Source organism: Paenibacillus sp. NEAU-GSW1 (assembly GCF_009737085.1).
Lineage (GTDB): Bacteria > Bacillota > Bacilli > Paenibacillales > Paenibacillaceae > Pristimantibacillus.
Genome location: NZ_WOVL01000033.1, coordinates 30,297 through 55,173, shown reverse-complemented (window position 1 = coordinate 55,173; position 24,877 = coordinate 30,297). Strand labels below are relative to the sequence as shown.

The following is a 24,877-nucleotide window of genomic DNA, read 5'->3' as shown; positions in this document are numbered from 1 at the left end:
GTGGCTTTCGCTTGCCCATCATTTGCTGAAGAAAGCCACAAAGCATCAAAATCGAAAAATAGTGTTGCAGGGATAGCTCTCTGCAACACTATTTTCATGAATACCGCTTCTTCAATTACTGATGCGAGCCGTTTTTTCAGCGAGCGAACCACTTTTGGGACGGCCTCTTTTATATAAAGAAGTTCTTATCGTATACTCAAGACAAGAACTTCTTTATAAATTTGGACTTTATTTTATTAGCGGTGCTTGAATCAAGGTCGAGAACCAAGCTGGTTTATCTCATCCGGGGAGCTACGAGTTATAACTTGCAATATTGGTGGGTGTACAATGTAACACTTTATATGATGCTTATTTTGTGTAAGACTATAGATAAATAACCATTTATCGATAAAAGATGAGAGAATGTAGGTGAGAGATTGAACTCTGTTTTCATTAAGCGTTTATTAATAGCAGCAGCAATTCCTTTCATCTGGTTTATCATTCACACTGCTTTCGTAATAATAGATGGACTCAATGATGAATTGAAACCGGCTGATGCAGCTGTAGTGTTAGGAAATAAAGTCGAACGTAATGGACAGCCTTCTGAGCGGTTAAGGGCAAGATTAAATAAGTCTTTAGAGCTTTATAATGGGGGCTATTTTACTTATATCATTGTAAGCGGCGGTACAGGTAAGGAAGGTTTCGATGAGGCAAAGGTCATGAAATCATACTTAACAGAAAGAGGGGTTCCGGCAGAGAAAATTATAGAGGATAATAATGGATACAACTCTTATATGACCGCCAAAAATACCGGCAAGATTATGGAGGAATTAGAATTAGACTCCGTTATGATTATTACTCAATATTTTCATGTATCTCGAACAAAATTAGCGTTTAGAAAAATGGATATTAAAGAAGTGTATGCAGCTCATGCCAAATTTTTTGAGGTTAGAGATATTTACTCCATTTTAAGAGAATTTCCGGCATTTTATAAATATCTCTTTAAAACATTCGCTTGATCATCATAGATTGTTTCATGAAAGAAGAGGAAAAGATGAATAAACAAACAACCGAAAAAAAGCTATTCTATTTGGATGGCATTAGGGGACTCGCGGCATGTGCCGTAGTGATATCGCATTACATACAAGTATTTTATCCTGCCGCGTTAAATGGAAGACCGCAACAAGCTCATTCGAACTGGGATATCTGGTACGGTCATTCTCCAATTAATTTATTTTATAATGGTCAATTTGCCGTTTGTTTGTTTTTTGTGCTAAGCGGTTATGTGCTCAGTGTCAAAATGTTTGATGAAGAGCTCGATAGCGAGACCTTTCAAAAATGGTTGCACTCCAGCGCCATACGAAGGTACATTCGGCTTGCCGTTCCGGCAGCGGTATCCGTGTTGCTTGTATATCTTGCAATTATTACGAATGCTTTTCATCTCCAAGATATATGGGGAACGACATGGACGGATATGAAAAAGAACTATTACGCTTTAGATACAAATGCGTATGTCCTAATTAAGGCTGCTATTTTTGATCCGTTTTTCCGTTTTAACGCACATCCTTACAATCCAGTCCTTTGGACGATGGGCTATGAGCTATTAGGTTCGTATTTAATATTCGGTTTTCTTGCTTTATTTGGACGTATGAAAAAAAGATGGATTGTATACGCGGTCTTATCCATTGCGTTTATTCAAACCTATTTTGTCGCTTTTTTGTGGGGAATGCTGCTTGCCGATTTGCTCAAGCATAAATGGGTCCACAATAAAGCAACAGCGGTACTTGTGCTTGTTATAGGGATTTACTTAGGTTCGGCACCGTATACTGCATTAATGGGGACTATTTACGAACCAATAGAAGTGTGGACAAAAAATATTAACGGATGGATTCAATTTAACATCGATCCACGACTTCTTGCACGAACTCTAGGTTCTGCTTTGATTTTGTATGCATTGCTTCGTTTAAAGGTGCTGCAGCATGTTTTTGGATGGAAACCGTTTGCTTATTTAGGGAAGATTTCATTTTCCCTATACCTTATTCATTTCACTTTCCTAAATACGTTCTCCGCGTTTCTGTTTAGTAAAGTGATTCATCATTTTAGTTACAATCTTGCTTATGCAGTTACGTTTATAGTTTCCGTGGTGCCCTTATTTATTTTGTCGCATTACTACATGAAATATATCGATCAAGGTGCATTAAAGCTGGCTCGAAAAGTAGAACGCATGTTAGGTGAGAAAAAATCATCGACAACCCCAATTTATGCTCCGCTGCGCGGCGAACATAGTAGAGAGTTATAACGTCGATTTATTTAGAAAATAAAGTTGCAATAATGATTTGCTCTGCACGTTTTTGCCCTTTTAAAACGTCAGTATAGTAGAGAGGGTGATCATGAAATGGTTGCCAGACGCATCGTCCGGGACGAGCAGACAGACAGGCTGTATTTATCAAGGCTTTCATGAAGCTTGGAACTTTGCGAGAACCCGGCAAAATAAAGTCTTGGCTCTTTACGGTGACGAAGAGGAGAGCAAACGATTGGATTCGCCAGCAGCAAAGGGGTTACACGGCAAAAGAGTTCAGTTTCATGACGCAGGAGTCCGCCAATACGGTTCGCTATTGAGTCCTGATTAACGATTGATCACCCACCTGAAGGAGATGTATAAAAATTAAGAATAGATTCGAATTTACTGCGGTTGTTTTAATTGGTAATGGCGAAATAACAGACGATTTTACTATCGAAATGGCACAAATTGCTGACCGATTAACCGAACAGCTGGAGATTGCGAAGAAAGCGCTGCAGTCTATTGTGGAGTGTGCTGAAGATGATAATGAGGAAGCCAAGACAGTAGCCGCAGAGGCTCTGGAAGCCATTATTAAGCTCTAAAGCTTTCTGGATCAGACCTATAGTGCTCGAACCACCTGTTAAACGACGAGGGTGGTTCTTTTTTTGTTTGAGATACAGCATCATAAGCGGTCGTATCCTCGCAACCACCGGACAAAAGTACTTTTTTTTCTCGTCCACATTTATACCTTACCAAAAACAATTGAATTGAATCTATTAAACTATCAATAACAGGGAGGTTTTATTCATGGGAAATAGAGGACCTAACGGTTATGACCCCGTTCAGATCTCAAACTCGACTTCGTATAATGCTTTTGGGAGAGTTGAATATGCATCCATTTTTTGCAGCAACGACAGTTATAGCGTTCAGAGTAACCAGACTTGGAGAGCTTCTAGCCGTGGCGTCTGTTTGCTGACTAAAATTACGGCAACGGTTGTAACGCCGAGTGGAAATATTGAAGCGGAACCTTATACTTCTTCCGGCACTTCTTACAGCCAATTTGCCATTATACAGGTAGGGGCAAATCGGTTCCAAGTGACTCGCGTTGTAAGTGCCAAAAGACGCAAGTAAATCCCAAGCGGGCTATTATCAAGAATAGATGCAAAACATGAAAAGACGACAGGCCAAAAATAAAGGCTTGTCGTCTTTTTTGCTTTAGTGTTTTTTATACCATAATATTCTGCGATGCATCGAGGAATCTTTCATGCGCCGGAAAGGGCGCAAGTCCGGTTTATAGTTGCCTTCGATAATCCATATCCGACGTTCCCTGTCGATGCCAATATCGAACCCGATTTGTCTAAGCTTGGGATAACTCTCTCCCAATCGCTTGGCAGCCAATAGTGCGATCCGTTCCGCTTTGACGAGCAAGCTCGGATCTTCAATACGGGCTAAATTTAACGCCTCAAGTACTGGAATGGGGCGGCTGGTCACATTCGTGACCAGATATCCTTTCGCTGCCACTTTCGCGTAGGAGCCTGTCACGTTCCAAGCGGATGCAGAACCTTTTTTTCGCTGAGCCATTATCCGAATGTCGAACGGCTTGTGTTGAATTTGAGCAAGCTGCAGACGCCTTTGAACAATATATCCACGAAGACCTTTGTTTTTTTTACGGAGCCATTTGAGCAACTTATCGGTGTCTCTCACGTTGACCGCATTATTTTCGTTTTGAATACGATAGGCATTCGCACCGTTCCGTTTAATGAACACGATATCCCTTCCGTAGCTCCCGTCGCGAGGTTTCAGTACGACACTTTCATATTGATGGAGCATTTTCGATAAAGCGTTCTTCTTAAGCAACTGTGTTTCTGGCAACTGTCTGGCGAGAGAGGACCCCTTGCGAAGGATGCGATACTGCAACCATTTGTCTCTCTTGATTAACATTGAAAATCACAGCCTTTTCCATCTTTTACGGTAATTCTAAGTCAAATTAGTGATTGGCATAAGAGGCGATTCGTCCATATTGAATAGACCGCCTATGCCGCAACATACACATATGTATATTGCTAAAGTTGTTGGAAAATCTGGACAAGTGCCTCGCCGCTCGGAAAATACCATATTTGAACGATAAGGGAACCGGCTCTTATTGGTTTTATGGTTATAGAAATTTCGTCTGGCAATTTAAATAATGAATCGCTTGATCATGAGTAATGCCTCTTCAAGAGCATCATAATCGACTAAACTGCCTCGCGCCGTATGAATGAAAATGGTCCCATCCTTCATCCATTTACACTGCTCCCGGGCATGTATCTACGCGTATATCATGAAGTCGGCGTTCGACTTCTGGGTGCTTGCCATGCTGGTCGCCACCTCGCAGGGCGGCATCCAGGTGACGGAACCGGCGGCGGGACAGGAGGTCGGCATTACAGGCGGGTATGGCGACAAGACGAGCGGGGTGAATTAGTCAACGAGCCACCGAACGTGGTCTATAAGCCAAGCGAAAGACTCTGTGTAAAGTCGCATACACTGTGGCTTTTTATTATGCCCAAGCAAAGCTATTGACAAACAACCTACTGCGTGATACTTTATAGCAGTAGTTAGTATTACTGAATACCGGTGCTGCAGAATAGCGAGGAGTGATTGTGCTGGAAAACCTAACAGAAATGCTCAAAGGGGTGCTTGAGGGATGCATCCTTGAAATTATAAGCCGCAAAGAAACTTACGGATACGAAATTACGCGGCATCTGAACGCCCTCGGCTTCACAGACGTTGTGGAGGGAACGGTATACACCATCTTGGTCCGACTTGAAAAAAACAAGTTAGTGGAGATCACGAAGAAGCCTTCCGACATGGGACCGCCGCGAAAGTTTTTCGCGATCAACGACGCGGGGCACAGGGAGCTTCGGAGGTTCTGGGAAAAATGGGAGTTCGTATCAACAAAAATTAACGAGCTAAAGGAGAAAAAACAATGAATTTTTGGGAAAAAATCACCGGCAGCGACATGACTAAAGCATTCAAAGCGTTTGATTCGCGAGCCAAAAAGCTGCCGGCTGATTATCAAGCGGCATGGGAAAAAATTAATGCCAATCTTTGGCCGCATTCCGATTTCACTGGCCGCAACCTCATGCCAATTCTTGACGGAGTGCTCGGCCTGCTCGAAGAAACGGCGGCGGACGGCCAGAGAGTCCATGAAGTTTTGGGCGACGATATTAATGGCTTCTGTTCAGCGCTGGCCGGCGAAGAGGGTGCTAAGTCTTTTCGCGACAAATGGCGCAAGCAACTCAACAATAATATCGCTAAAAAATTAAAAAAATAGGAGGATAACATGAGCATACAAGATATTATCCAAGGCAAAAAAGAGTGGCGAGCGCATGTGGCGCGTGTCAAAGCGCTCCCGCAAGATTATCAGATTGTTTATAAAGAAATTCAAAAGTATTTCTTTAAGGTCGGTCCTGTCGAGCTAACCGAAGGGACGGGGCTGCTCTCGGGGATTGTCGATCTGTTTGAAGAGGGCGCGGCGTTGGGGAAAGGCGTGCTTGAAGTGACGGGCAGTGACGTAGCGGCTTTCTGCGACGATCTAATCAAAGACTCCAAAACTTACGCTGACATCTATCAAGAATCTGCCGGCAAAAAAAAATGAAACATAAAGGACCTTATTTTCCACGAAAAGTGGGAGATGAGGTCCTTTTTTAGGGTTTTAAATTTACCAATAAGTATTTTAAATACCGGTTATTTTTGAAGTTTTGCTATAAATTTAAGCTATAACTGGGTATAGTAAATAGAAGTTACTATATATCAAGCGGTAAATGATATATTTGATATAAGAGAAGAGAAATTTGTATCCGATTAGCGGGATATTCCCATTTTGAAGAATTGAGGTAGGAAGTATGTTTAAACAAAAAATATTGAATAAAAAGTCTGGTATTTTAACTTACGGTATGACACCGCCAAAGGCAGCTAACAGTCCGGAAAGGATTGCGGAAATTGCACAATTACAGATAGACAGACTGAAAGAACTTGATATTGATGCCTTAATACTTTACGACGTTCAGGAAGAAGCCGAACGAGTTGATCAAGAGAGAACGTTTCCCTACTTACCGACGATTGACCCTGCTACTTATAGTGATCATTATTTAAGTCAATTGGAAATCCCGAGAATTATTTATCGGTGCGTCGGCAACTATACTGAAACTCAGTTCAAGGATTGGATTAAGGCTGACATAAATCGAGATAAATTTTCCGTGTACGTAGGCGCATCTTCAAGTAAGCAAGAGGTTAAATTGGATTTACCATCCGCTTATACATTAAGCAAACAGTTAAATAACAATTTAACTTTTGGAGGAGTTATTATACCTGAAAGACATATATTAAAGAATGATGAGCATATTCGGGTTGTCAATAAAATCAAACAAGGATGTGACTTTTTCGTCACCCAGGCAACTTATAATGTGGAGGCGTCAAAAAATTTATTGTCAGATTTATATTATCACTGTACAAACAACGGTATTGAAATGGTACCCATAATATTTAATCTTGCACCTTGCGGATCAACAAAAACATTGGAATTTATGAAGTGGTTGGGGATCAGTATCCCGAAATGGTTAGAAAACGAGTTGAAATACACGAATGACTTACTGGATAAATCAATTCACCTATCTCGAAAAATCTTTGAAGAGCTATTAGATTTCGGGCTGGAGAAGGGGATACCCATTGGTTGCAGCATTGAAAGTGTTTCAACTAGAAAATCTGAAATCGAGGCATCTATACAGTTGATGAGTGACATAAAGGAACTTTTAGATAAGAAGATGAAGAAAGTTGAATTTTCGGTTCGATAGAACCGTTTGTAGTAATATTGGGTTAACATTAACAAGATTGGAGTTGATCCTATTTTTAGAAAAAATAGCTGGGTTGTAACACGGATTATTCTATCTTATCCATTGTTAGCATCTGCGTTGTTTTTCTTTTTGCAGTTATCACAAACACTCGAAGATTATGATCGAGGTTATGTAGATCAAAAGTACCATTATCGCGTATATGCAACCTTTACAAGCATGACTATTTTTTCAATAGTTACCGGTGTTATATTCTTGTTTCTTATAGCTAGAACGGTGGGGCAGTATAAAACTCTGGTTGATGGAATTTTTCTTCAAGGGAAGATCGTAGGGGATGGGAAACACAATCGCATAGAGTATTCCTATAAAAGAAAGCGCTACTATATAACCGTATTATCCTATTTCCGATATCGTCATGTACAAGATTGTGTTCCAGTGTTTCACCGAAAGAAAGGACTATTCAATGCTTATGCTGTAGGACAGTTTGGATTTACATATGACGAAGCCACTAATGCTTGGAAAGTTCCTATTTGGGATGTTGTGATCAGGGTAATTCTTTTTGTCTATGTGGCTGCCATATCTATATATTCATTCAATTGGATGATAAATTGAGTTTTACTCGCAGACTATGAGAGCGAGAATTCAATTTATATCGATAATAAGAATGCCAAATGAGCTGCTGTAATGGCAGCTTATTTTTTTGTTGCGGAGCACTGAATCGTAAGCGTCAAAACCAGCCCACCTTCAACAGCCCAATCATCCATGAGAAAATTGAAGGCAACTCATTAACAGGAGGTTGCCGCATGACCGACAGACCTGAAAATCAGCCCCTTTTCGTGGCTTGCCTTATTCGATTTATGTTCGCTCAACGCTGTTGGCATTTTTTCCATACAATTTTTGCGGGATTTGCATCGTTCACAATAGCAATCGCTTGCAAGTCCGCCGTATAGTCCGCGCAGACTTCATCCGTGATATTGTCGTAAACGTCTTTCTCCGCGTTCAATCCAACACGGTCAAAGGCAATTGCCGCCGCTGCGTAAAAAAACATTTCTAACGTGTGGTTCAGGATATGGATGGATGACGTTGCCTGACCGATGGCGCGTGCCGCTGCTTGAGCGGCGGGGTCGCTGTTCAATTCTCGGGCAGCGACATCACAATCCTTCATGAGTACATCCTTTACCGCGAATAAATCTGTGCTACCGTTGAGGCAGTTGCGAGCCATTTGCAGAGCGTTTCGCGGGCGGTTTTCGAAAGGGCAACGTTTCTCAAATATTTCCAGAATCTTGTGTTCAGCGAAATCCAAACACCATTTGCGCAGAGTCGCTTCACTTTGGGTTTCCATCAGATCCTGTAGCTCGCAAATCAGCGTTGATGCTTTGCCTGAGTAGCCAAGGGTTTTGCGTTTAATTTTCGGCATAGTATCATCCTTTCCATGAATACTAACATCATATAAAACATATGTTCTTTATTCAATGGGACTCAGAGCTACCTCATATCGGGCATCCGCGTCTTTGTTATATCACGCCGTTCATTCCGCTCTCTTTTTTGTTCACAAGGCAACCCCTAGTACTAGGTTGCATATATCTTCTCACGGATCTTTCAGAGGTTGAAGGTGTGCTAGGTTTGACGCTTACTTCAGGTTCATTATAGCTTTCTTTGGTCTTTGTTTTTCATTTTCATAAGTATGTAAATTACACTTGAGGTTTCCAATATAAATCATAGTTTCGCGAAATAATTTCTCCCTCGTAATGATTCAGTCCCTCACTTATATTCATTAAAATGTTTATATAAATGTTTACAAAGTGATATATACTTCCTCTGCTACTTCCGTAATAATTGATCTGAAAAGACACCGAACAGATCTTTATCGGTACACTTCCAATTCTGTTAGTCAATCCATTCCTTTAGCGGTTCTTTGTTAAAGGGATGGCCGTCGGCGCAGGTAAGGAATAAATATCACAGCTGTATCAAGACAGGGCTGCTCAATCAGTTTTATCTTGACCAAATTCTAAGGAGGATACGATGTTTAAGAAAAGATTGTCCCAATTAATTGCCTGCAGTCTGTTTGTTTCTCTTGCTGCTCCGGTAGCCGGGGTGACCCATGCTGCAGAGTCTTCAAAAGTCCCGTCGTTTGTAGATATGAAAGGGCATTGGGCTGAATCCGCTGTAAGCCGCATGTCGTCGTTTGGCGTTGTAAGCGGTTACGAAGGCGGCGAGTTTAAACCCGGGAAGCAGATCAGCCGCGCGGAATTTATTACGATGCTGGATCGCGTATTCGGGTTCGCCGGCCACAATGCTTCAAGCTTTACGGATGTGCAATCCGGGGAATGGTATTATGATGCCGTTACTCGGGCAAGTGGTTCGGGCATTGTAAAAGGTGTGGACACACAGCATTTTGAACCGGATGCCATGATCACAAGAGAAGATGCGGCGGTTATGCTCGATCGGACATTTGAACTCTCGAAAGGTTCGGAGTCCGATGCGTTATTAAAGCAGTTTGACGACTATACTGCTGTTTCGAGCTATGCAAAAAAAGCGATTTCATATTTAACAAGTGAAGGGGTAATGAAGGGCTATAACGGGTTGCTTCAACCAAAAGCTTCGATTACCCGTGCCGAATCCGCCGTTCTTCTGTCTGGCATGATCGGCGATTTGATTACAGAACCAGGTGAATACAATGCGTCTCAGGTAGACGGCAATCTCATTATCCGAACTACAGGAGTTACGGTTAACAGTACAAAAGTTAACGGCAGCTTGCTTCTTACCGAAGGGATCGGAGAAGGAGATGTAACACTGGACGGTGTAACTGTGAACGGCAGTACCGTTATTAAAGGCGGCGGAATCCATTCTATTGTTTTTGATAACTCGCAGCTTAAGGATGTCTCGATCAACAAGCAGGTCAGCCCGGTCCGTGTCGTATTCCGGAATCGAACTCATGCGGGTAAACTCTATATTCTTCAGCCGGCCCAATTCGAATCCTCGGACGACAGTGATGCTGAGACCATACAGGTAGAGGCGGATAACGTTATGGTGAATGGCGAATCCGTGCCTGCAGGTACTGTGCTTCCTTCGGTATCCGGGACAGATTCAACAACAAACCCGCCATCGTCCTCGGCAGAGAAGCCGGTTCCATCCACTACGATCCCGGATAAGGATTGGAAGCTAGTCTGGAACGATGAATTTAGTGGCTCATCTATTGATACTAACAAATGGTCGGTCATGGATACCGGTCTTGTCTATAACAACGAGATGGAATACTATAAGCCGGACAATGCAGTTATTGAAAAAGACGGTAAACGCGGCGTACTCAGCCTTAAAGCGAAAAAGGAAGAATATGGAGGCAAAGACTATACTTCGGCGAAGCTTATTACACAGAATAAGGGAGATTGGACGTACGGCAAAGTGGTAGTACGCGCCAAGCTGCCGATTCAGCAAGGCATGTGGCCGGCGATATGGATGATGCCGACCGATGAAGCTCATTACGGCGGATGGCCGGCTTCCGGCGAAATTGACATCATGGAACTGATCGGCGGAGCCAATGCAAACCGCATCTATGGTAATATTCATTATGACAGCGTGCAAGCGGATGGGACGCATGGTTCTGACCAGAGCAGCTATGTGCTCCAAGACGGAGCTACCTTCGCTGATGAGTATCATGATTTTCAGGTAGAATGGCTGCCGGGTGTCATCCGTTTCTATGTCGACGGCCAGCTGTATCATGAAGTGAAAGACTGGAAGACAAAGGCGCCAGATCAGCCGGAATATTATACGTATCCTGCGCCATTCGACAGACCGTTCTACCTGATCCTGAATTTGGCTGTAGGCGGAGATTGGCCGGGATCGCCGAATGACGATTTTACAGCTGAACAAATGAATGTAGATTTTGTCCGTGTCTATGAATATAAAAAAATGGATAGCTTGGAAGACGTGACGGGTAAACCGCCTGTGCCGGAGCCACAACGGAATCCGCAAGCGGACGGTAATTTGCTCTATAATGAACAGTTCACGCAAACCGTGGATGAGGAGGGCGTACCGCAATATTGGAAGTTCCTGTTGAATGAAGGAGGTACCGCTCAAATCGCTGTGGTGGATGATGAGAATAAAGGGAAAGCAGCCAAAGTATCGATCACGAATGCAGGCAGCCAGCTTTATTCCGTGCAGCTGACCCAGATGCCTGTCTATCTGCAGAAAGGCAAGAAGTATAAAGTAACCTACGATGCCAAAGCGGATGCCCCTATTACAATAATGTCGAAGGTGAACCAGTTCGAGAAGAGTTGGAAAAACTACTCAGGCGAGCATTACAGTGATCTGACGACAGATTGGGCGTCTTATGAATATACGTTTGATATGCTGGAGAATACCGATAACAATGCTAGATTTGAATTCAATCTGGGCAATAACGCGCAAACAAGCGCTTATTTTGCCAATGTGAAGCTGATAGAGATCGGGGATGCCGATATAACAGTTGAACGGTCGGCATTGCCGGATGGCAACCTGATCTATAACGGTACTTTTGATCAAGGCTCTAATCGTCTGGCATTCTGGTCAACAAAGGCTGCAGAAGATGCAGCAGCACAGTTTAGCGTGAATAACTTTCTTGCCTTCCCGATATATGAACGACAGCTCGTTGTTGATGTGACTGACGGCGGGACAAGTGCCGAGTCCATATCCGTCTCCCAGCCGGATCTCGTACTGGAGAAGAACAGCGGATACGGCATTTATTTCGATGCGAAGGCTGATACGACGCGTGATATGACGGTGGATTTAGTGAGCAGCCATCCTGTCATGTTCCCAGGCGGGAAGACGATTTCTCTTGGCACAACGATGCAAACCTATGCTTTAGAGACCACCATTGGCGACGGTGCGGATCAAGCAGAGGCGGAACTGAAGCTGCTATTCGGAGGCGCGGAAGGTACGGTGTATGTCGATAATGTCCGGTTAGTGAAGCGCGGCAACCCGATAACGCTTGATGGCTATACCCATATCCCTGCTGCAAGCGCTTGGGAGATGCAAGGTCTGCAGCTCGAGAATTCAAGTGAAGGCGGCAAGCATGTTGCCTGGATGGATGAAGGAGATACGCTCAGATACAAGATTAACGTTGAGCGTTCGGGGGAATATGCGATTTCCGCAAGAGTGGCAAGCGGACAGAGTGATTCGCAAATCCGGTTGCAGGTGAAGGATGAATCGGGCGGCGTCATCTCGAACACCTCGTATGATCTTGGAAGCACAGAAGGCTGGCAAAAGTACGAGACGGTTTATTTGGAGTCGGTTCAACTAGAGACTGGAAACAGCTATTACCTCGATTTTGAAGGCTATGACTATAACACGCTTTGGATAGATTTATCTCCGAATATAGTGGTAAATGGAAATTTTGATAACGATCTTAACGGTTGGAACCTGAACCCTGGTGAGCCGGCTTCGATGACCCGCTCCAACGAAGGCGAACTTATTGCAGAGCTGCCGGGAACAAGCGCGAACTGGTGGGACTATACGGTTCAGCAAAGCAATGTGAATATCGAAAAAGGCAAATCGTACAGATTGGAGTTTGACGCATCCGCGTCAAGTCCGAAAACAGTTCAGGTTGTTGTATCCCAGAGCAGCGGGGATTTCACCAAATATTTGGAGGACACAGCGGAGCTGACGAGTGACCGGGAACATTATGCGTACTCGTTCACCATGACAGCAGATACCGATCCTTCCTCAGTGCTGGTGTTTGGGTTGGGCAATTCTGCTGTAGATGAGGGACAGCATACGGTTGCCATCGATCGCGTCAGATTGTACGAGGTGAATGCTTCTGCCGAAAGTGGCGGACAGCCGATTAACGTGAACCTGCTGCAGAACGGTGATTTTACGAACGGAACAAACGGATGGTTCTCTTATTCGCCAGCACCAAGCGAGCTTTCTATCGCTGCAAACAATGGAGGGCTTGAGGCTTCAATCGGCTCGGTAGGCACCAACGCATGGGATCGGCAAGTGATTCAGGAAGGCTTCTCCATTCAGCAGGGCCATAAATATGAAATTACGTTTACAGCGAAAGCGGGTACCACTAGAAAGCTAGGTCTTGGCATTGGCTGGGTAGATGTACCGGCGGGCTACGAGTGGCATGGTTATTATGGCCAACAAGTCGATCTGACGACAGAGGAGCAGACGTTCACCTTTGCCTTTGATGTGACAGCGGATAGCAATACAAATTCACGTATTGTCTTCGACATGGGCAATATTGCAGGCGGCAATGCCGGCAATACCGTCATAACGATCTCGGATGTTAAGCTGGTCAATCTTGGTCCGATCTAACCCCCTTTTATAGATCGAAATAGGGTGAAGAAGGGTAGCTCGAGAAGCAGCCGGCGAAAATACAGTGAGAGGAGTCATTCAAGTCCCTTAATTAAACAAGCTCCCGAAATAAGTTGGAGTTAAATTCGCGTTAAACGCCCATCTTCCAGAGTAAAAGGAAGATGGGCGTTTTGTTACCCGAGTGGCGGTCATTTGAAAATCAAAATGCCGTTCGACTAAAGGGCAGAAGAGCTCAATAAAGCTGCTGTTTACCATTTAAACAACTTTGTTTGTTTAATAGACAAACAAAGTTACGATTGCTATTCTATTAGTAAGCGTATTCATTATTTAAACACGAGAAATCTTATGCTATATTCGGTTCAATTTCAAATTCAGAGAGGAGCAAGGCCATGGATCAAAATATTAAACAAGCGATAGTCAGGGGAGAAACCTCGCTTGGCATCGAATTTGGATCCACACGAATCAAGGCTGTACTAATTGATTACAATTTTGAAACAATTGTTTCCAGCAGCTATGAGTGGGAAAATCAATTGATCGACGGTTATTGGACCTACCATCTCAACGAAATAATTAACGGGTTGCAAGAAACCTATCACCGATTAAAGCAAGAGGTTGAGAATAATTATGGCGTAAAACTGCAAAAAATCGGATCAATCGGATGTTCTGCCATGATGCAGGGCTATATTGCACTTGATCGAGCAGGGGAGCTATTGGTTCCGTTTCGTACATGGCGCAATGCCACAACAGGTACTGCTGCATCGGAGCTAACCGAGAAATTCCGATTTAAAATTCCTCAACGCTGGAGCATCGCCCATTTGTATCAAGCGATTTTGAACGATGAAGAGCATGTCAATAACATAGATTATATTACGACTTTGTCGGGTTATATTCATTGGCTGTTGACTGGCAGCAAGGCTCTTGGTATCGGAGATGCTTCCGGTATGTTCCCAATCAATGAATCTGCACAGCAATATAATGAAGATATGGTGAAGCAGTTTGCCGATTTAATTGCCGATAAAGACTACCCGTGGAATCTTAAAGATATTTTACCTAAAGTTTATACAGCAGGTGAGCATGCTGGATATCTTAATGAAGCAGGTGCCCGACTATTAGACCCATCAGGTAGCCTGAAAGCAGGTATTCCGCTATGTCCGCCAGAAGGCGATGCCGGAACAGGCATGGTCGCTACGAATAGTGTCAAAAAGCGTACCGGCAACATTTCCGTAGGTACGTCGATCTTTGCCATGATTGTACTGGAGAAAGATTTATCCACGGTATACCCTGAGATTGACATCGTCACTACACCTGATGGCAGCCCTGTCGGAATGGTTCTTGCTAACAACTGCTCCAGCGATATTAATGCATGGCTCGGCTTGTTCCGTGAATTTTATGAAGCAATGGGGCTGAAATCCGATATGAACCAGTTATTCAGCGTTTTGTTCAACAAAGCGCTGGAAGCAGACGCTGACGGCGGCGGCTTGCTGAGCTACGGCTACTATTCAGGCGAGAACATTACCGGTCTTGCTAAAGGTCGTCCACTGTTCGTTCGTTCTCCGGAAAGCCGCTTCAATCTGGCTAACTTTATGAGAGTACATCTGTTTACCGCGTTTGCAGCACTAAGGCTCGGGATGGATACTTTGACACAGAAGGAGCAGGTAACGATTGACCGTATTTTGGCGCATGGCGGATTGTTTAAAACGCCGCTAGTCGGTCAAAAAATGTGTGCCGCAGCATTGAATGTTCCTGTTTCGGTCATGTCTACGGCTGGTGAGGGCGGCGCATGGGGGATGGCAATTTTGGCATCCTATATGGTTAATAGGGAGCAGCACGAGGGCTTGGCTGATTACCTTACCACTAGAGTGTTCAATAATGCTGAAGGACAAGAGGTTTATCCTGACAGCGCAGATGTGAATGGCTTTGCCTTGTTTTTGGAGCGTTACACGGAAGGGCTGGCAATTGAGCAGGCAGCGGTAGATCATTTTGTATAAAATTGGGATAAATGAGAAGCAATTGAGTGATTGAAAGCTTGAGAAATCAGCATAGTGTGCCAGAGACATATACTATGTCAACATTGTCGTCAGAAGTTACTTTGTGTATTGACTGACGACAAGAACTTCTATACAATGCCGGATTCGATCATACACTGGAAGCAGCTCTCTATATCGCCATATGAAATTGAACGGGTCTATTTCTAAATCTAGAATTAATACAAGGATAAGTTTAGAATAGCTTTTTCTAAATTTTTCTGAAGCGCGAGATAGGTTAGAGGAGGGAGAAGTAGCTTTGTAAGAATCGAGAGTGCGTTGATTCATCAATGAAAGTCCCGGTCTCTTTGCTGATCACAGAAAATCCAATAATAGGGAACGATTTTTGGACAAAGAAAGGGCTGCCGTATGGTAGCCCTTTCTTTAATCTAACGATGACGTTTCTGTGGTGGCGGAACGACTTCCGGTCGTAGCTTAAGCAAGCATTTAAAATATAAATGCCCAATTGACTCCATAAGCACAGTCCATAATCCACTGTTAAATGGCGTACAGCGATCAGCTCCATCCATTTTTTAGAAAATTATTGACCGAGGGTCGGTCATTGGATTATAATTAGAAAAAAATAGAAAGTGGTGTGATAATCGATGGTCAGGACACGTGACGAAGGGGTCAATGAAATTATACAAACGGCCGAACGTCTGTTTTTGGAAAAAGGCTTCGAAAAAACAACGGTTCAGGATATTGGGCAACGTATGGGCATCGCAAAAGGAACGTTTTATCATTATTTCAAATCAAAAGATGAGTTAGTGGATCACCTGCTTCAGCGTTACATTGATCGCCTTATTCACGTAATGGAAATGACTTCGCGTAACAGTCAAATAGATGCGGCTCATAAAATTGAACAGATGGCCAAATCTTTTATTTATTTTGAAGGTTGGAATAGCGACCTCATGCGTTACATCCATCAAGATGAAAGTTTAGTGCTGAATCATTTGTTTGAAATTCGATGTAATAACGAGATTAAGCCGCTTGTACAATCTGTTATCGAAGAAGGTGTTGAAGCTGGCTTATTCAATGTGGAATTTCCAAAGCAAACCGTTTTTATGATCATATCGGTATTTGACTTTATTTTTGACGACGGCAGTTTACGATCGGGTATTTTTGATCCAGAGGTTCTTGCGGCGATGGAAGATTTTTTAAATCGATTGCTAGGGGCGAAACAAAAGTTTAATTTATCTAAGAATGAATGACGGCAGTTACAGGTAACTGAGATTGCAGGACAACAAGGGAGGCAAACAACAATATTATAGAAATGGAGATGGCGGCGAGTGAACAAGATGAGTAGGGGCAGAACAATGCTGACATTTATCGGCATTATTTTAGGATATTTTATCGCACTGCTGGATACAACGATTGTGAATATTGCATTGCCGAAAACGGCTGAGTATTTTAATCGTGATGTGAGTGATATTAGTTGGATCATGAATGGATACAATATAGCATTTGCGGTATTGATGTTAACAGCTTCGCGCATAGCAGATCAATTTGGTCGTAAAAGACTTTTTCTCATCGGACTCCTATTGTTTGCGTTAACTTCATTTTTGTGCGGCATCGCATCAACACTTGATCTACTCATATTGTTTCGTGTGTTGCAAGGCTTAAGCGCGGCCATTATTGTACCCGTCACCATTCCGCTTGCCATTCAACTGTTTCCGAAAGAAAAACATGGCGCTGTTCTAGGAATCTGGGGAGCAATAGCAGGCGTGGCCAGTGCAAGCGGGCCGGCACTAGGAGGAATTTTGACCGAGTACTTCAATTGGCAGTCTGTCTATTTCGTAAATCTTCCGATTGCTCTTATTTCGTTTATCGTTTCTTACCTATTAATAAAAGAATCTTACGACAAAACCGCTAGCAAAAACATCGATATTGCAGGAATGTTAACGATTTCAGTCGCCATTTTTTGCTTTACGTTAGGATTAATAGAGACCTCGGATTATGGTTGGAGTTCCTTCTACGTCTTATCGTTATTCGCAGGATCATTAGTGTCGCTTGCATTGTTTATCGTTGTTGAAAGAAGATCAAAAGATCCGATGCTCCCCTTGTCCTTGATGCGTATTTCAACCTTTAACGCTTCTTCCACTGCACTATTATTTACTTCGATTGGGACGGCTGCCGGAAGCTTTTTACTCGCCTTTTACTTAACGAGTTTACGCAATATGTCTGTGCTTGAAGCGGGAATGACGATCATTGCAAGCTCTTTGACTGCAACAGTATTTTCGATCGTTTCCGGGCCGATGTCTGAAAAAGTAGGCGGCCGCTTTTTGGCAAGTATCGGATTGGCCATTATTACTGTATCGGTTTATTTATTTGGCAGCCTAGATGCGGATTCGTCTCGCATTGATGTGTTGTGGCGACTTTCTCTGCTAGGTGCAGGGCTTGGTATATCGGTTGTGCCGCTTTTTGGTTCAGCTGTTAACAACATTCCTGCAGACAAGCTTGGGATCGTTTCAGGAGTAACCAATGTGGCTCGTACACTCGGGATGGTAATCGGTGTCGCCTTATTAGCTACGATGCTGAGCAGTAATATGAAGAACGAACTTTCAACTGCACTTGACAAAGCTATACAAACGATTCAAGCTTCCGTACTTGATGCGTCTATGAAAGACGGCATGATTACAAGTATTCAATCCATGAACAATGAATCGCTGCAAGAAGGAAACGCCCAGCAAAATATGACATTAGAGAAAGTTTTGGAGCAGGTCGATCAACGTGAAAAGGAAGCATTGCTTCAAGCACCAGATCAAGTGCAGGAAACGAAAGCAGCTTTTGATCATAATCGGGAACAGATTGAACAGTTGTGGCCAAGTATCAATACTGAACTACGATCGCATATGGCAAAGGGATTTAGCTCAACTTTTCATTTGATTAGTTTCTTGCTTATTCCAGGCATTTTCATCGCTTTCTTCTCGGATCAACGAAGGAAAAAGGTCAATGGTGAAACCAAGAGAACGGCTGTCATTTCACATTAAATGTGGTATTGGACAAGTTGAGGAGAGTAAGCAGATGGACGATTGGAATCGATCGAGACGAGATAAGAACGGCAAATTCCAGAACGAAATCCCAGTTATCGTGAAGTTAAGGGTAGGAGACATTGTATCCATGCTTCGTGAATTTCTATCCGCTAAGACTCAGAGAAGGCCGAAGCAGCCGCTTCCTATCGTCCCCCTTCAGCATGGCACGCTAAGCGACGGAAAAGACAAGATCTTTTGGTTCGGACATTCGGCGTCCTTGCTGCAGATTGGAGGCAAAACGATCCTGCTTGATCCGATGCTTGGCAAGAACCCGTCGCCGGTTCCTTTCTCCCGCAATCGCAGATTCAGCGTCAAATTGCCAATTACAATTGAAGAGCTTCCTCCGATCGATATCGTTGCTCTGTCTCACGATCACTACGATCATCTGGAGTCTTCCTCTATCCGCAAGCTTATTCCGAAAGTTGGCACTTTCCTCGTTCCGCTCGGAGTCGGCAAGCAAATCCGGAAAAGGGGAGCGTCGCCCGATACCGTCATCGAGCTGGACTGGGGAGAAGAACGGATCGTTCAGGGCATTCGCTTCACTTGCACGCCGGCGAGACATTTCTCGGGAAGAGGACTGTTCGATCAGGATTCTACCCTATGGTGCTCGTGGGTCATCAAGACAGAGAAGAGAAGTCTCTTCTACAGCGGGGACGGGGGTTACGGTCCTCATTTTAAGCGAATAGGTCGTCAGCACGGACCGTTCGAACTGTCCTTTATGGAATGCGGGCAATATATGGAACGTGGGCGATATGACAAGCGGTGGAGCGGCGTTCATATGCTTCCGGAGGAGACGGTACAAGCGCATCGTGACGTCCGGGGAGGAGTTCTGCTGCCCGTACACTGGGGAGGTTTCGCTTTGGCGCTGCATGATTGGAACGACCCTGTAAGAAGGTTATCGGCCGCAGCTGAAGAGCAGAGCATCCCATACCATATTCCTAGAATCGGCGAAGCGGTCTATCTGGATCAGATTCCGCTATCTCCACAGCGGGATTTTTGGTGGCAGGATATGGGGAGAAACACAGACTAAACGTCAATGCCTTTTTTAGAGCGCGATACGCCTTCTTTATTGGTGCCAGATTTATCGAACGGAGAAACGTCGATATCCAGCGGTGTATAGGTAATATGCAACAAATTGAGAACTTCCAGAATGGCGGTCTTGAGCTTGCATTTTGGAAAGATATTTTTTTCGAATATCAACGTGAACCTGAATCGCTGTATCCTGAGTACAGCTTCTCATTGAAGACTGCCTACAATCGTCAGGCAGTTATTTTTTTTGTAAAAGGATATTTCCAGTACGTCAATCGTGTTCTTATCAGGAGGTGAGGGAATGGATGACCGTTCGTCAGTTTGCTCGGATGATGATATTGCTGAGGTATACCAGAGGCATGTAGACACCGTGTATCGACTTTGCTTCATGTATCTAAAAAATGCTTCCGACGCGGAGGATGCTGTACAATCCGTTTTTTTGAAATTACTTAAAATCGGTAAAAAGTTCGCCGATCACGAGCATGAGAAAGCTTGGCTGATCGTAACGGCTAAGAACTATTGCAAGGACATGTTGAAAAGCTGGTGGAAGTTCCGCCGGGTTCGAATGGATCACTTGCCAGAGTTGTTCAACAGCGAAAATCAGGAGCAGGCAAACGAACTGATGGAGACGCTGCTTGCATTGCCACCAAAATACAAGGATGTCTTGTATCTATATTACTACGAAGATTATTCGGTTAAAGATATCAGCGCAATGTTGAATCGGAATGAAAGTACAATACAATCACAGCTTGCTAATGGCCGAAAACGACTCAAAGTAAGATTAGAAGGAGGGATTCATCATGTCCGATCCGATTAAGGGAGTATTCGAATCCATCACACCAACGGAGCAACAGAAAGCGAAGATGTACCGGGAGATTATGAACAGCCATAAGAAATCTCAGAATATAGAACCGATTCGCTATAGAAAAAGGGGAGGATGGCTTAAGTATCTGGCAGCTTCAGTGTTTGTTATATTGGTAAGCACATATGCCTTCACCTTACTCAATAAAGAAAATACCGCTTTTGCGTTATATGCGTACGAGACGAATACGGAATTAACAAGCACTGGAGCTGAGCTATCCACGGGCATGATCGATGATAGTGGTTCCATGAAGGGGAATTTACTTCAGTTTAGTGTAAAAGGGAAAAACATTGAGGACATTCGTTTCTCAGTCAAACATCAATACATGGACTTCACGGATTGGACGGAGAACCGGCCGAGCCACAGCATGGAAAAACAGTTTACTATAGCCTACGGTGATCGTTCATCAGATTATGAGTATCTTGTTGTAGATTGGAAGCCGGAGCTTACGATCCGCGAGCTTACCGATCACTCCAATCGTACAATTGCGGGGTTGGCAGAACAATTGCGGTCAGACATTATCGTCATGGAAATAGCATTTACGAATGGAACAACAGCAACTAAAGCTCTGTACGTTACCATCCAAACTAACGGGAAAGTGATGGTCAAGTTGCAGGATTATTCCGTGACAGACAATGATTTTTTTATACTAAAGCCATCCCAAGTCCCTTTGCCAATCCGGAAACCCGAAAAGGTAATCGAGCCAAATGAATATGCTGATGCAAAGTATTCGGAAGTAGAAATACAAACCGCTGAAAAGGTAGCTCATAAATACTACGCTAAATTTCCCAAGGATCGTGAAATTGTAAAGATAAACTATATGAAGGATGTTAAGCACCTAAGCAGCTTTATTTCTGATGAATATAAAAATTGGCAAATCATTGCTTTCGAGGCCTATGAGAAATCGATGTATCCCGATGCTGCAGCAAGACACATTGTTCTTGCAAGAGAAGATGCCTCAAAGGAGTGGATTGTGATCAACGAAGGCTATTAATATTACATCGAGTCTTCATCCAAAAACTATTCTGCAGGCTCAAGGGGGTGAAGACTATTAAAACAAATTTATGTTTAAAACCCTGATGATACTCATGATATTGAACAATTTGTAACGAGACGAGGTTAGCTAATTAAGTCCGCGGTAGACGCGACATCTATACAACCGCGATCCCCGAAAATTCAAGATTTATTAAGCTAACAAGCAGTTGAGCGTGGTAAAGGGTAGAAACTAACTGGAAAAGGAGGACTTATTATAACTTTAGTTCATGATTTTATTATTATCTCGAATCGTGAATTCGAGGAAATTTCCATGGCTGGTATTTATCGTTACATTGCATGTAATTCGGAAAATGTTGTTCAAATACATGATGATATGTTTGGGTATATCCAAGATTCATTGAATTGGATTGAAACTCTAAATCCGGATAAGCAAAATGAAAGTATGTTAGGGTTTAATTATTACGGACGCTCGATAATTGAAAAGAACGGTGCGGAAAAGTTTATTAAGATTATTAAAGCCTGGTACCTTATGTTTAAAGAAGCTCCTGACGATTTAATTTTAACGGGGCGGTATGTGTGGAGTGAAGTCCTTAATTTATTAAATCGTTTAATTGATTTTTCAAAGATGGTTGAAACAGGAGCTTATTTACTCATTTACATTGGTATTTGAACTAGCAACGGGCTGACACAAGCCATGTGCCAGACGACAACAATATTTATACAACATTAATATAGTATGCAAAAGAACGGCAGCCACTTCCGAATAAAGTAAATAGCATAAAACGTACATAGGACGTAAACAACTATATAAATAAGGAGATCCTGAGGATGTCAAATGAGTTTTCGGAACTAATCGCCATGAAGAAGTCTCGAAAGAAACCATTGGAAGGTGATGTGTTCGTCATTCAACCAATGGAAAATCATTATTACTTTGGCAAAGTAATTAAGACGAATATCCAAGGGAAAAATTTGAATTTTCAAGGTATGAATCTGATATTTATTTATAATATCTTATCTCACAACAAAGAAATACCTAGAAATATAGATGAATATGAATTATTATTTGCACCGACTGTAGTAAATTTTCAAGGTTGGTTAAAGGGATACTTTGAAACGGTGGGAAATCAGCCTATTTCTATTAAGGAGTCAAACATAGACTTTGGTTTTTTTGATGATTATGAAACGCATGATAAATTATATAATTTGGAAGGTGAACGCATCTCACATAAACCCAAATATTTGGACTTTGTAGGACTTGCAAGCTATGGATATGTCGGAAGACAGGTTCATCGAGTGCTATACGGAAAAGAGTATCAATAAGCAGCTAGGAGATGGCTTCTATCGGACGACAAGAAAATATATACAACAAAGTCGCTTAAATAGCGGCTTTTTATTTTTATATAGAAGTTCTTGTCGTGTCCTCAAGAAAAGAACTTCTAAGCCGTACTAGGTCAAGATCTTCTATACAGCCCCGTGATCCCCGAAAATTCAAGATTTATTAAGCTAACAAACAGTTGAGCGTGGTAAAATAGGGTAGAAACTAAAAGAGCCTAAACTGTCCTGGAAAGACAGTTCGAGACCAACAAATCCTTACATTCGCATATTAAATTATGAAGCATGCCATATGAAGTAAAGCAGATTGCCGGTAGTACTGCTGGTGTAACTATAAAGGGGAAAACAATCAGTCTTGACTACCTAAAGATGATTGATTCCGGCAGCCGCGAGTGGAAGTTTCAAAGCCTATAGAGCGCAGCAACAGGAGGTCAAGTCCAACCATACTTTTCTGATGTTAAGAAGGGTGCATGGTATTACGAACCAATTCAAGCTGCAGCAGAAGTAGGCAGAAATGGCACAAATTTTATTCAATATTAAATGGACAGAACCAAAGAAGTAAAGCTTTAAATTAGAAGGGAGAAAATTGATAATGTGGACATTCATTGCTACAGTATGGCCCATTTTGTGTATTTTCTTATTTGTCGTATTAGTTTTGTATATTGCTAAAAAGCGTAAGTGATAAATTAACGTATATAGTCCTGTTATATCTAATGATGCTGAGAAACCAGATGAGGTTCAACTTTCTCCGTCTGCAGCGGGTGAAGTTAATAAATTCGTTCATTGATTAACTGAAGAAGAGTTATACGAAGTGACGCGGCAAGGAGGCCAAACGGATGATGAAGAAATGGCTTCTATCTCTCGGATACATTCTTTCGATTGTCGCCATTATTCTGTACAAAGAACCGATACTTCAATGCCTTCAAGATGACCAGGCAGACAACTTTACACTTTTATTTGGCGGGGCCGTGTTGTTCGCCCTCATTCCTATTATTCCATACGGTGTAATAGCAGGGATTATTGGGGTTAGATATGGACCCTTTTGGGGTGGTTTGTTCAATGTATTAAGCTCTACGATTGCTGCAGCACTGCAATTTTTAATGGTAAGGTTCGTGTTTCAGGAGCAGGGCATCCGGCTTTTGGATAAATTCAAACGAGTCGACCATTTTACCAGACTTGTAGAACAAAATGCGTTTTTTGCGGTTTTACTTGCTCGTCTACTTCCGTTTGTTCCTGCTGTTGCAGTGAACGTCTATTCGGCAATAAGCCGCATGCAATTCAGTACCTTCGCAGCAGCAACATTAATTGGTAAAATTCCTGTGATGTTCGTATTCGCTTTTGTCGGGGATCAGCTATTAACTGATGTAGGAAATGTTTTTTGGATATCGCTAATTTATATGCTCTTTCTTTTATTCGTTTATCTTTGCTATCGGTGGATCCGAAAGCGTGAGGGCAGAAACGCTGGATGATTCTTCATCCATGTTCACACGCTCGCCGAAGAGATATCAATCGCAAGCCCGGATGTCAGAACACTTGAAACTTTGTTATACGGTACGGGATATGCTCAAAAGCATGCAGGAACCTCAAGTCCTGAATGGGAAGAACCGACAACTTAGGGAGACGATCTTAGAGATTATCGAAGTATTCAGCAGGGTTTTGCTATCTATAATGAGGGGCACAAATAATTGGGAGGTGCTGAAATGAAACTGGTAAGTCTTCTTATAATAGCACTTATGAGCAGCTCGCTTTTTTTGTCAATATCGGGCTGTTCTGGGGACTTATGCTCAAACGAAGTTGTGAGTTCCATTGAATCCCCGAATAAGGATTATAGAGCTTATGTATTTCTACGAGATTGCGGCGCAACCACAAAAAAAAGTTATCAAGTTTCAGTATTAAAAAATGGAAAAGAACTAAAAAACAGCGGTGGGAATGTATTTAGTTCATACAATGGAGTTTCCATATTTTGGAGCGATACTGATGAGTTAACAGTTTCTCTAAGTAGTAATCATGATATATTTACACAAGAAACAAAATTAGGGGGAATAGAAATAAAATATGATTGAAGTATAAAATATCATGTAGTTATGATATTATGCACCCTTAACTGTACCATGAGGGTATATGATAAACCCGTGTCGGAAGACAAGAAGATTCAAGCTCAAGACTACCGCGGTGTTGAGTTCGGAAAGACAATCACATTTGGTTTGGTTAATTTAACT

The 24,877-nt window shown here is 42.7% G+C and carries 23 protein-coding genes and 1 pseudogene; 21 read left to right on the top strand and 3 right to left on the bottom strand.

Annotated features, from left to right (window positions below; genetic code table 11):
* Positions 1-416 precede the first annotated feature (416 nt).
* The 5 genes from GOM71_RS20930 to GOM71_RS24170 all read left to right on the top strand — a co-directional run bounded on the left by GOM71_RS20930 (position 417) and on the right by GOM71_RS24170 (position 3,391).
* Complete coding sequence (locus GOM71_RS20930) at positions 417-998, top strand: YdcF family protein (protein WP_156284613.1); 582 nt, start codon at positions 417-419, stop codon at positions 996-998.
* 17 nt (positions 999-1,015) lie between these two features.
* Positions 1,016-2,278: an acyltransferase family protein gene (locus GOM71_RS20925; protein ID WP_156284611.1), complete on the top strand. Its 1,263-nt coding sequence runs from the start codon at positions 1,016-1,018 to the stop codon at positions 2,276-2,278.
* Positions 2,279-2,369: 91 nt separating this feature from the next.
* Positions 2,370-2,609 carry a hypothetical protein gene (locus GOM71_RS20920; RefSeq protein WP_253944957.1) on the top strand — a complete coding sequence of 80 codons (240 nt, stop codon included), beginning with the start codon at positions 2,370-2,372 and terminating at the stop codon, positions 2,607-2,609.
* Between the two features lie 109 nt (positions 2,610-2,718).
* Positions 2,719-2,862, top strand: a complete 144-nt coding sequence (locus tag GOM71_RS20915) for a hypothetical protein (protein WP_216651794.1) — start codon at positions 2,719-2,721, stop codon at positions 2,860-2,862.
* A 367-nt stretch (positions 2,863-3,229) separates the two neighbouring features.
* A complete protein-coding gene (locus tag GOM71_RS24170) occupies positions 3,230-3,391 on the top strand; it encodes a hypothetical protein (RefSeq protein ID WP_216651793.1) in 162 nt (53 codons plus the stop codon).
* A gap of 84 nt (positions 3,392-3,475) precedes the next feature.
* On the opposite strand, the gene GOM71_RS20910 is transcribed toward GOM71_RS24170, so the two are convergent.
* Both GOM71_RS20910 and GOM71_RS25050 read right to left on the bottom strand, forming a co-directional pair.
* Positions 3,476-4,201 carry a YheC/YheD family protein gene (locus GOM71_RS20910; RefSeq protein ID WP_156284607.1) on the bottom strand — a complete coding sequence of 242 codons (726 nt, stop codon included), beginning with the start codon at positions 4,199-4,201 and terminating at the stop codon, positions 3,476-3,478.
* A gap of 237 nt (positions 4,202-4,438) precedes the next feature.
* Positions 4,439-4,567 carry an NAD(P)-dependent oxidoreductase gene (locus tag GOM71_RS25050; protein ID WP_367649732.1) on the bottom strand — a complete coding sequence of 43 codons (129 nt, stop codon included), beginning with the start codon at positions 4,565-4,567 and terminating at the stop codon, positions 4,439-4,441.
* On the opposite strand from GOM71_RS25050, the pseudogene GOM71_RS24555 reads away from it, so the two are divergent.
* The 5 genes and pseudogenes from GOM71_RS24555 to GOM71_RS20880 all read left to right on the top strand — a co-directional run.
* Positions 4,563-4,646 (top strand): annotated as a pseudogene (locus GOM71_RS24555) (hypothetical protein); the annotation flags it as partial. The gene GOM71_RS25050 and the pseudogene GOM71_RS24555 sit on opposite strands and share 5 nt — an antisense overlap.
* A 274-nt stretch (positions 4,647-4,920) precedes the next feature.
* Complete coding sequence (locus GOM71_RS20895; protein ID WP_156284619.1) at positions 4,921-5,229, top strand: PadR family transcriptional regulator; 309 nt, start codon at positions 4,921-4,923, stop codon at positions 5,227-5,229.
* Entirely contained in the window at positions 5,226-5,573 is a 348-nt protein-coding gene (locus GOM71_RS20890) for a DUF1048 domain-containing protein (protein ID WP_156284601.1), read from the top strand. The genes GOM71_RS20895 and GOM71_RS20890 overlap by 4 nt, the downstream gene beginning before the upstream one ends.
* A gap of 9 nt (positions 5,574-5,582) precedes the next feature.
* Positions 5,583-5,897, top strand: a complete 315-nt coding sequence (locus GOM71_RS20885; RefSeq protein ID WP_156284599.1) for a DUF1048 domain-containing protein — start codon at positions 5,583-5,585, stop codon at positions 5,895-5,897.
* A 247-nt stretch (positions 5,898-6,144) separates the two neighbouring features.
* Positions 6,145-7,092 (top strand): methylenetetrahydrofolate reductase, encoded by a 948-nt coding sequence (locus GOM71_RS20880; RefSeq protein WP_156284597.1) that lies wholly within the window; start codon positions 6,145-6,147, stop codon positions 7,090-7,092.
* 862 nt (positions 7,093-7,954) lie between these two features.
* Here the strand turns inward: GOM71_RS20880 and GOM71_RS20875 are convergent.
* Positions 7,955-8,506: a putative immunity protein gene (locus GOM71_RS20875; protein WP_156284595.1), complete on the bottom strand. Its 552-nt coding sequence runs from the start codon at positions 8,504-8,506 to the stop codon at positions 7,955-7,957.
* Positions 8,507-9,111: 605 nt separating this feature from the next.
* Here GOM71_RS20875 and GOM71_RS20870 point away from each other — a divergent pair.
* The 11 genes from GOM71_RS20870 to GOM71_RS20820 all read left to right on the top strand — a co-directional run bounded on the left by GOM71_RS20870 (position 9,112) and on the right by GOM71_RS20820 (position 24,721).
* Entirely contained in the window at positions 9,112-13,383 is a 4,272-nt protein-coding gene (locus tag GOM71_RS20870) for a carbohydrate binding domain-containing protein (protein ID WP_156284593.1), read from the top strand.
* Positions 13,384-13,772: 389 nt separating this feature from the next.
* Positions 13,773-15,371, top strand: a complete 1,599-nt coding sequence (locus GOM71_RS20865; RefSeq protein WP_156284591.1) for a xylulokinase — start codon at positions 13,773-13,775, stop codon at positions 15,369-15,371.
* 641 nt (positions 15,372-16,012) lie between these two features.
* Positions 16,013-16,618, top strand: a complete 606-nt coding sequence (locus tag GOM71_RS20860; RefSeq protein ID WP_156284589.1) for a TetR/AcrR family transcriptional regulator — start codon at positions 16,013-16,015, stop codon at positions 16,616-16,618.
* Positions 16,619-16,705: 87 nt separating this feature from the next.
* Positions 16,706-18,397: an MFS transporter gene (locus GOM71_RS20855; RefSeq protein WP_253944960.1), complete on the top strand. Its 1,692-nt coding sequence runs from the start codon at positions 16,706-16,708 to the stop codon at positions 18,395-18,397.
* A gap of 34 nt (positions 18,398-18,431) precedes the next feature.
* Positions 18,432-19,469, top strand: coding sequence for an MBL fold metallo-hydrolase (locus GOM71_RS20850; RefSeq protein ID WP_156284584.1), 1,038 nt, complete (start codon positions 18,432-18,434; stop codon positions 19,467-19,469).
* A gap of 300 nt (positions 19,470-19,769) precedes the next feature.
* Positions 19,770-20,285 carry an RNA polymerase sigma factor gene (locus tag GOM71_RS20845; protein ID WP_156284582.1) on the top strand — a complete coding sequence of 172 codons (516 nt, stop codon included), beginning with the start codon at positions 19,770-19,772 and terminating at the stop codon, positions 20,283-20,285.
* Positions 20,269-21,324 (top strand): hypothetical protein, encoded by a 1,056-nt coding sequence (locus GOM71_RS20840; RefSeq protein ID WP_156284580.1) that lies wholly within the window; start codon positions 20,269-20,271, stop codon positions 21,322-21,324. Before GOM71_RS20845 ends, GOM71_RS20840 begins: the two co-directional genes overlap by 17 nt.
* 312 nt (positions 21,325-21,636) lie before the next feature.
* Positions 21,637-21,996 carry a hypothetical protein gene (locus GOM71_RS20835; protein ID WP_156284578.1) on the top strand — a complete coding sequence of 120 codons (360 nt, stop codon included), beginning with the start codon at positions 21,637-21,639 and terminating at the stop codon, positions 21,994-21,996.
* 158 nt (positions 21,997-22,154) lie between these two features.
* Entirely contained in the window at positions 22,155-22,646 is a 492-nt protein-coding gene (locus tag GOM71_RS20830) for an immunity 26/phosphotriesterase HocA family protein (RefSeq protein WP_156284576.1), read from the top strand.
* An 848-nt stretch (positions 22,647-23,494) separates the two neighbouring features.
* Positions 23,495-24,127 (top strand): TVP38/TMEM64 family protein, encoded by a 633-nt coding sequence (locus GOM71_RS20825; protein WP_156284574.1) that lies wholly within the window; start codon positions 23,495-23,497, stop codon positions 24,125-24,127.
* A 231-nt stretch (positions 24,128-24,358) separates the two neighbouring features.
* On the top strand, positions 24,359-24,721 hold the full coding sequence (locus GOM71_RS20820; protein WP_156284572.1) for a DUF5412 family protein: 363 nt from the start codon (positions 24,359-24,361) through the stop codon (positions 24,719-24,721).
* Positions 24,722-24,877: the final 156 nt, after the last annotated feature.

Excerpts from the sequence above, each read along its gene's own strand:
- GOM71_RS20925 (WP_156284611.1), top strand. The coding sequence starts at position 1,016 with ATGAAAGAAGAGGAAAAGATGAATAAACAAACAACCGAAAAAAAGCTA.
- GOM71_RS20920 (WP_253944957.1), top strand. The coding sequence starts at position 2,370 with ATGAAATGGTTGCCAGACGCATCGTCCGGGACGAGCAGACAGACAGGC.
- GOM71_RS20915 (WP_216651794.1), top strand. The coding sequence starts at position 2,719 with ATGGCACAAATTGCTGACCGATTAACCGAACAGCTGGAGATTGCGAAG.
- GOM71_RS20910 (WP_156284607.1), bottom strand. The coding sequence starts at position 4,201 with ATGTTAATCAAGAGAGACAAATGGTTGCAGTATCGCATCCTTCGCAAG.
- GOM71_RS20895 (WP_156284619.1), top strand. The coding sequence starts at position 4,921 with ATGCTCAAAGGGGTGCTTGAGGGATGCATCCTTGAAATTATAAGCCGC.
- GOM71_RS20890 (WP_156284601.1), top strand. The coding sequence starts at position 5,226 with ATGAATTTTTGGGAAAAAATCACCGGCAGCGACATGACTAAAGCATTC.
- GOM71_RS20885 (WP_156284599.1), top strand. The coding sequence starts at position 5,583 with ATGAGCATACAAGATATTATCCAAGGCAAAAAAGAGTGGCGAGCGCAT.
- GOM71_RS20880 (WP_156284597.1), top strand. The coding sequence starts at position 6,145 with ATGTTTAAACAAAAAATATTGAATAAAAAGTCTGGTATTTTAACTTAC.
- GOM71_RS20875 (WP_156284595.1), bottom strand. The coding sequence starts at position 8,506 with ATGCCGAAAATTAAACGCAAAACCCTTGGCTACTCAGGCAAAGCATCA.
- GOM71_RS20870 (WP_156284593.1), top strand. The coding sequence starts at position 9,112 with ATGTTTAAGAAAAGATTGTCCCAATTAATTGCCTGCAGTCTGTTTGTT.
- GOM71_RS20865 (WP_156284591.1), top strand. The coding sequence starts at position 13,773 with ATGGATCAAAATATTAAACAAGCGATAGTCAGGGGAGAAACCTCGCTT.
- GOM71_RS20860 (WP_156284589.1), top strand. The coding sequence starts at position 16,013 with ATGGTCAGGACACGTGACGAAGGGGTCAATGAAATTATACAAACGGCC.
- GOM71_RS20855 (WP_253944960.1), top strand. The coding sequence starts at position 16,706 with ATGAGTAGGGGCAGAACAATGCTGACATTTATCGGCATTATTTTAGGA.
- GOM71_RS20850 (WP_156284584.1), top strand. The coding sequence starts at position 18,432 with ATGGACGATTGGAATCGATCGAGACGAGATAAGAACGGCAAATTCCAG.
- GOM71_RS20845 (WP_156284582.1), top strand. The coding sequence starts at position 19,770 with ATGGATGACCGTTCGTCAGTTTGCTCGGATGATGATATTGCTGAGGTA.
- GOM71_RS20840 (WP_156284580.1), top strand. The coding sequence starts at position 20,269 with ATGTCCGATCCGATTAAGGGAGTATTCGAATCCATCACACCAACGGAG.
- GOM71_RS20835 (WP_156284578.1), top strand. The coding sequence starts at position 21,637 with ATGGCTGGTATTTATCGTTACATTGCATGTAATTCGGAAAATGTTGTT.
- GOM71_RS20830 (WP_156284576.1), top strand. The coding sequence starts at position 22,155 with ATGTCAAATGAGTTTTCGGAACTAATCGCCATGAAGAAGTCTCGAAAG.
- GOM71_RS20825 (WP_156284574.1), top strand. The coding sequence starts at position 23,495 with ATGATGAAGAAATGGCTTCTATCTCTCGGATACATTCTTTCGATTGTC.
- GOM71_RS20820 (WP_156284572.1), top strand. The coding sequence starts at position 24,359 with ATGAAACTGGTAAGTCTTCTTATAATAGCACTTATGAGCAGCTCGCTT.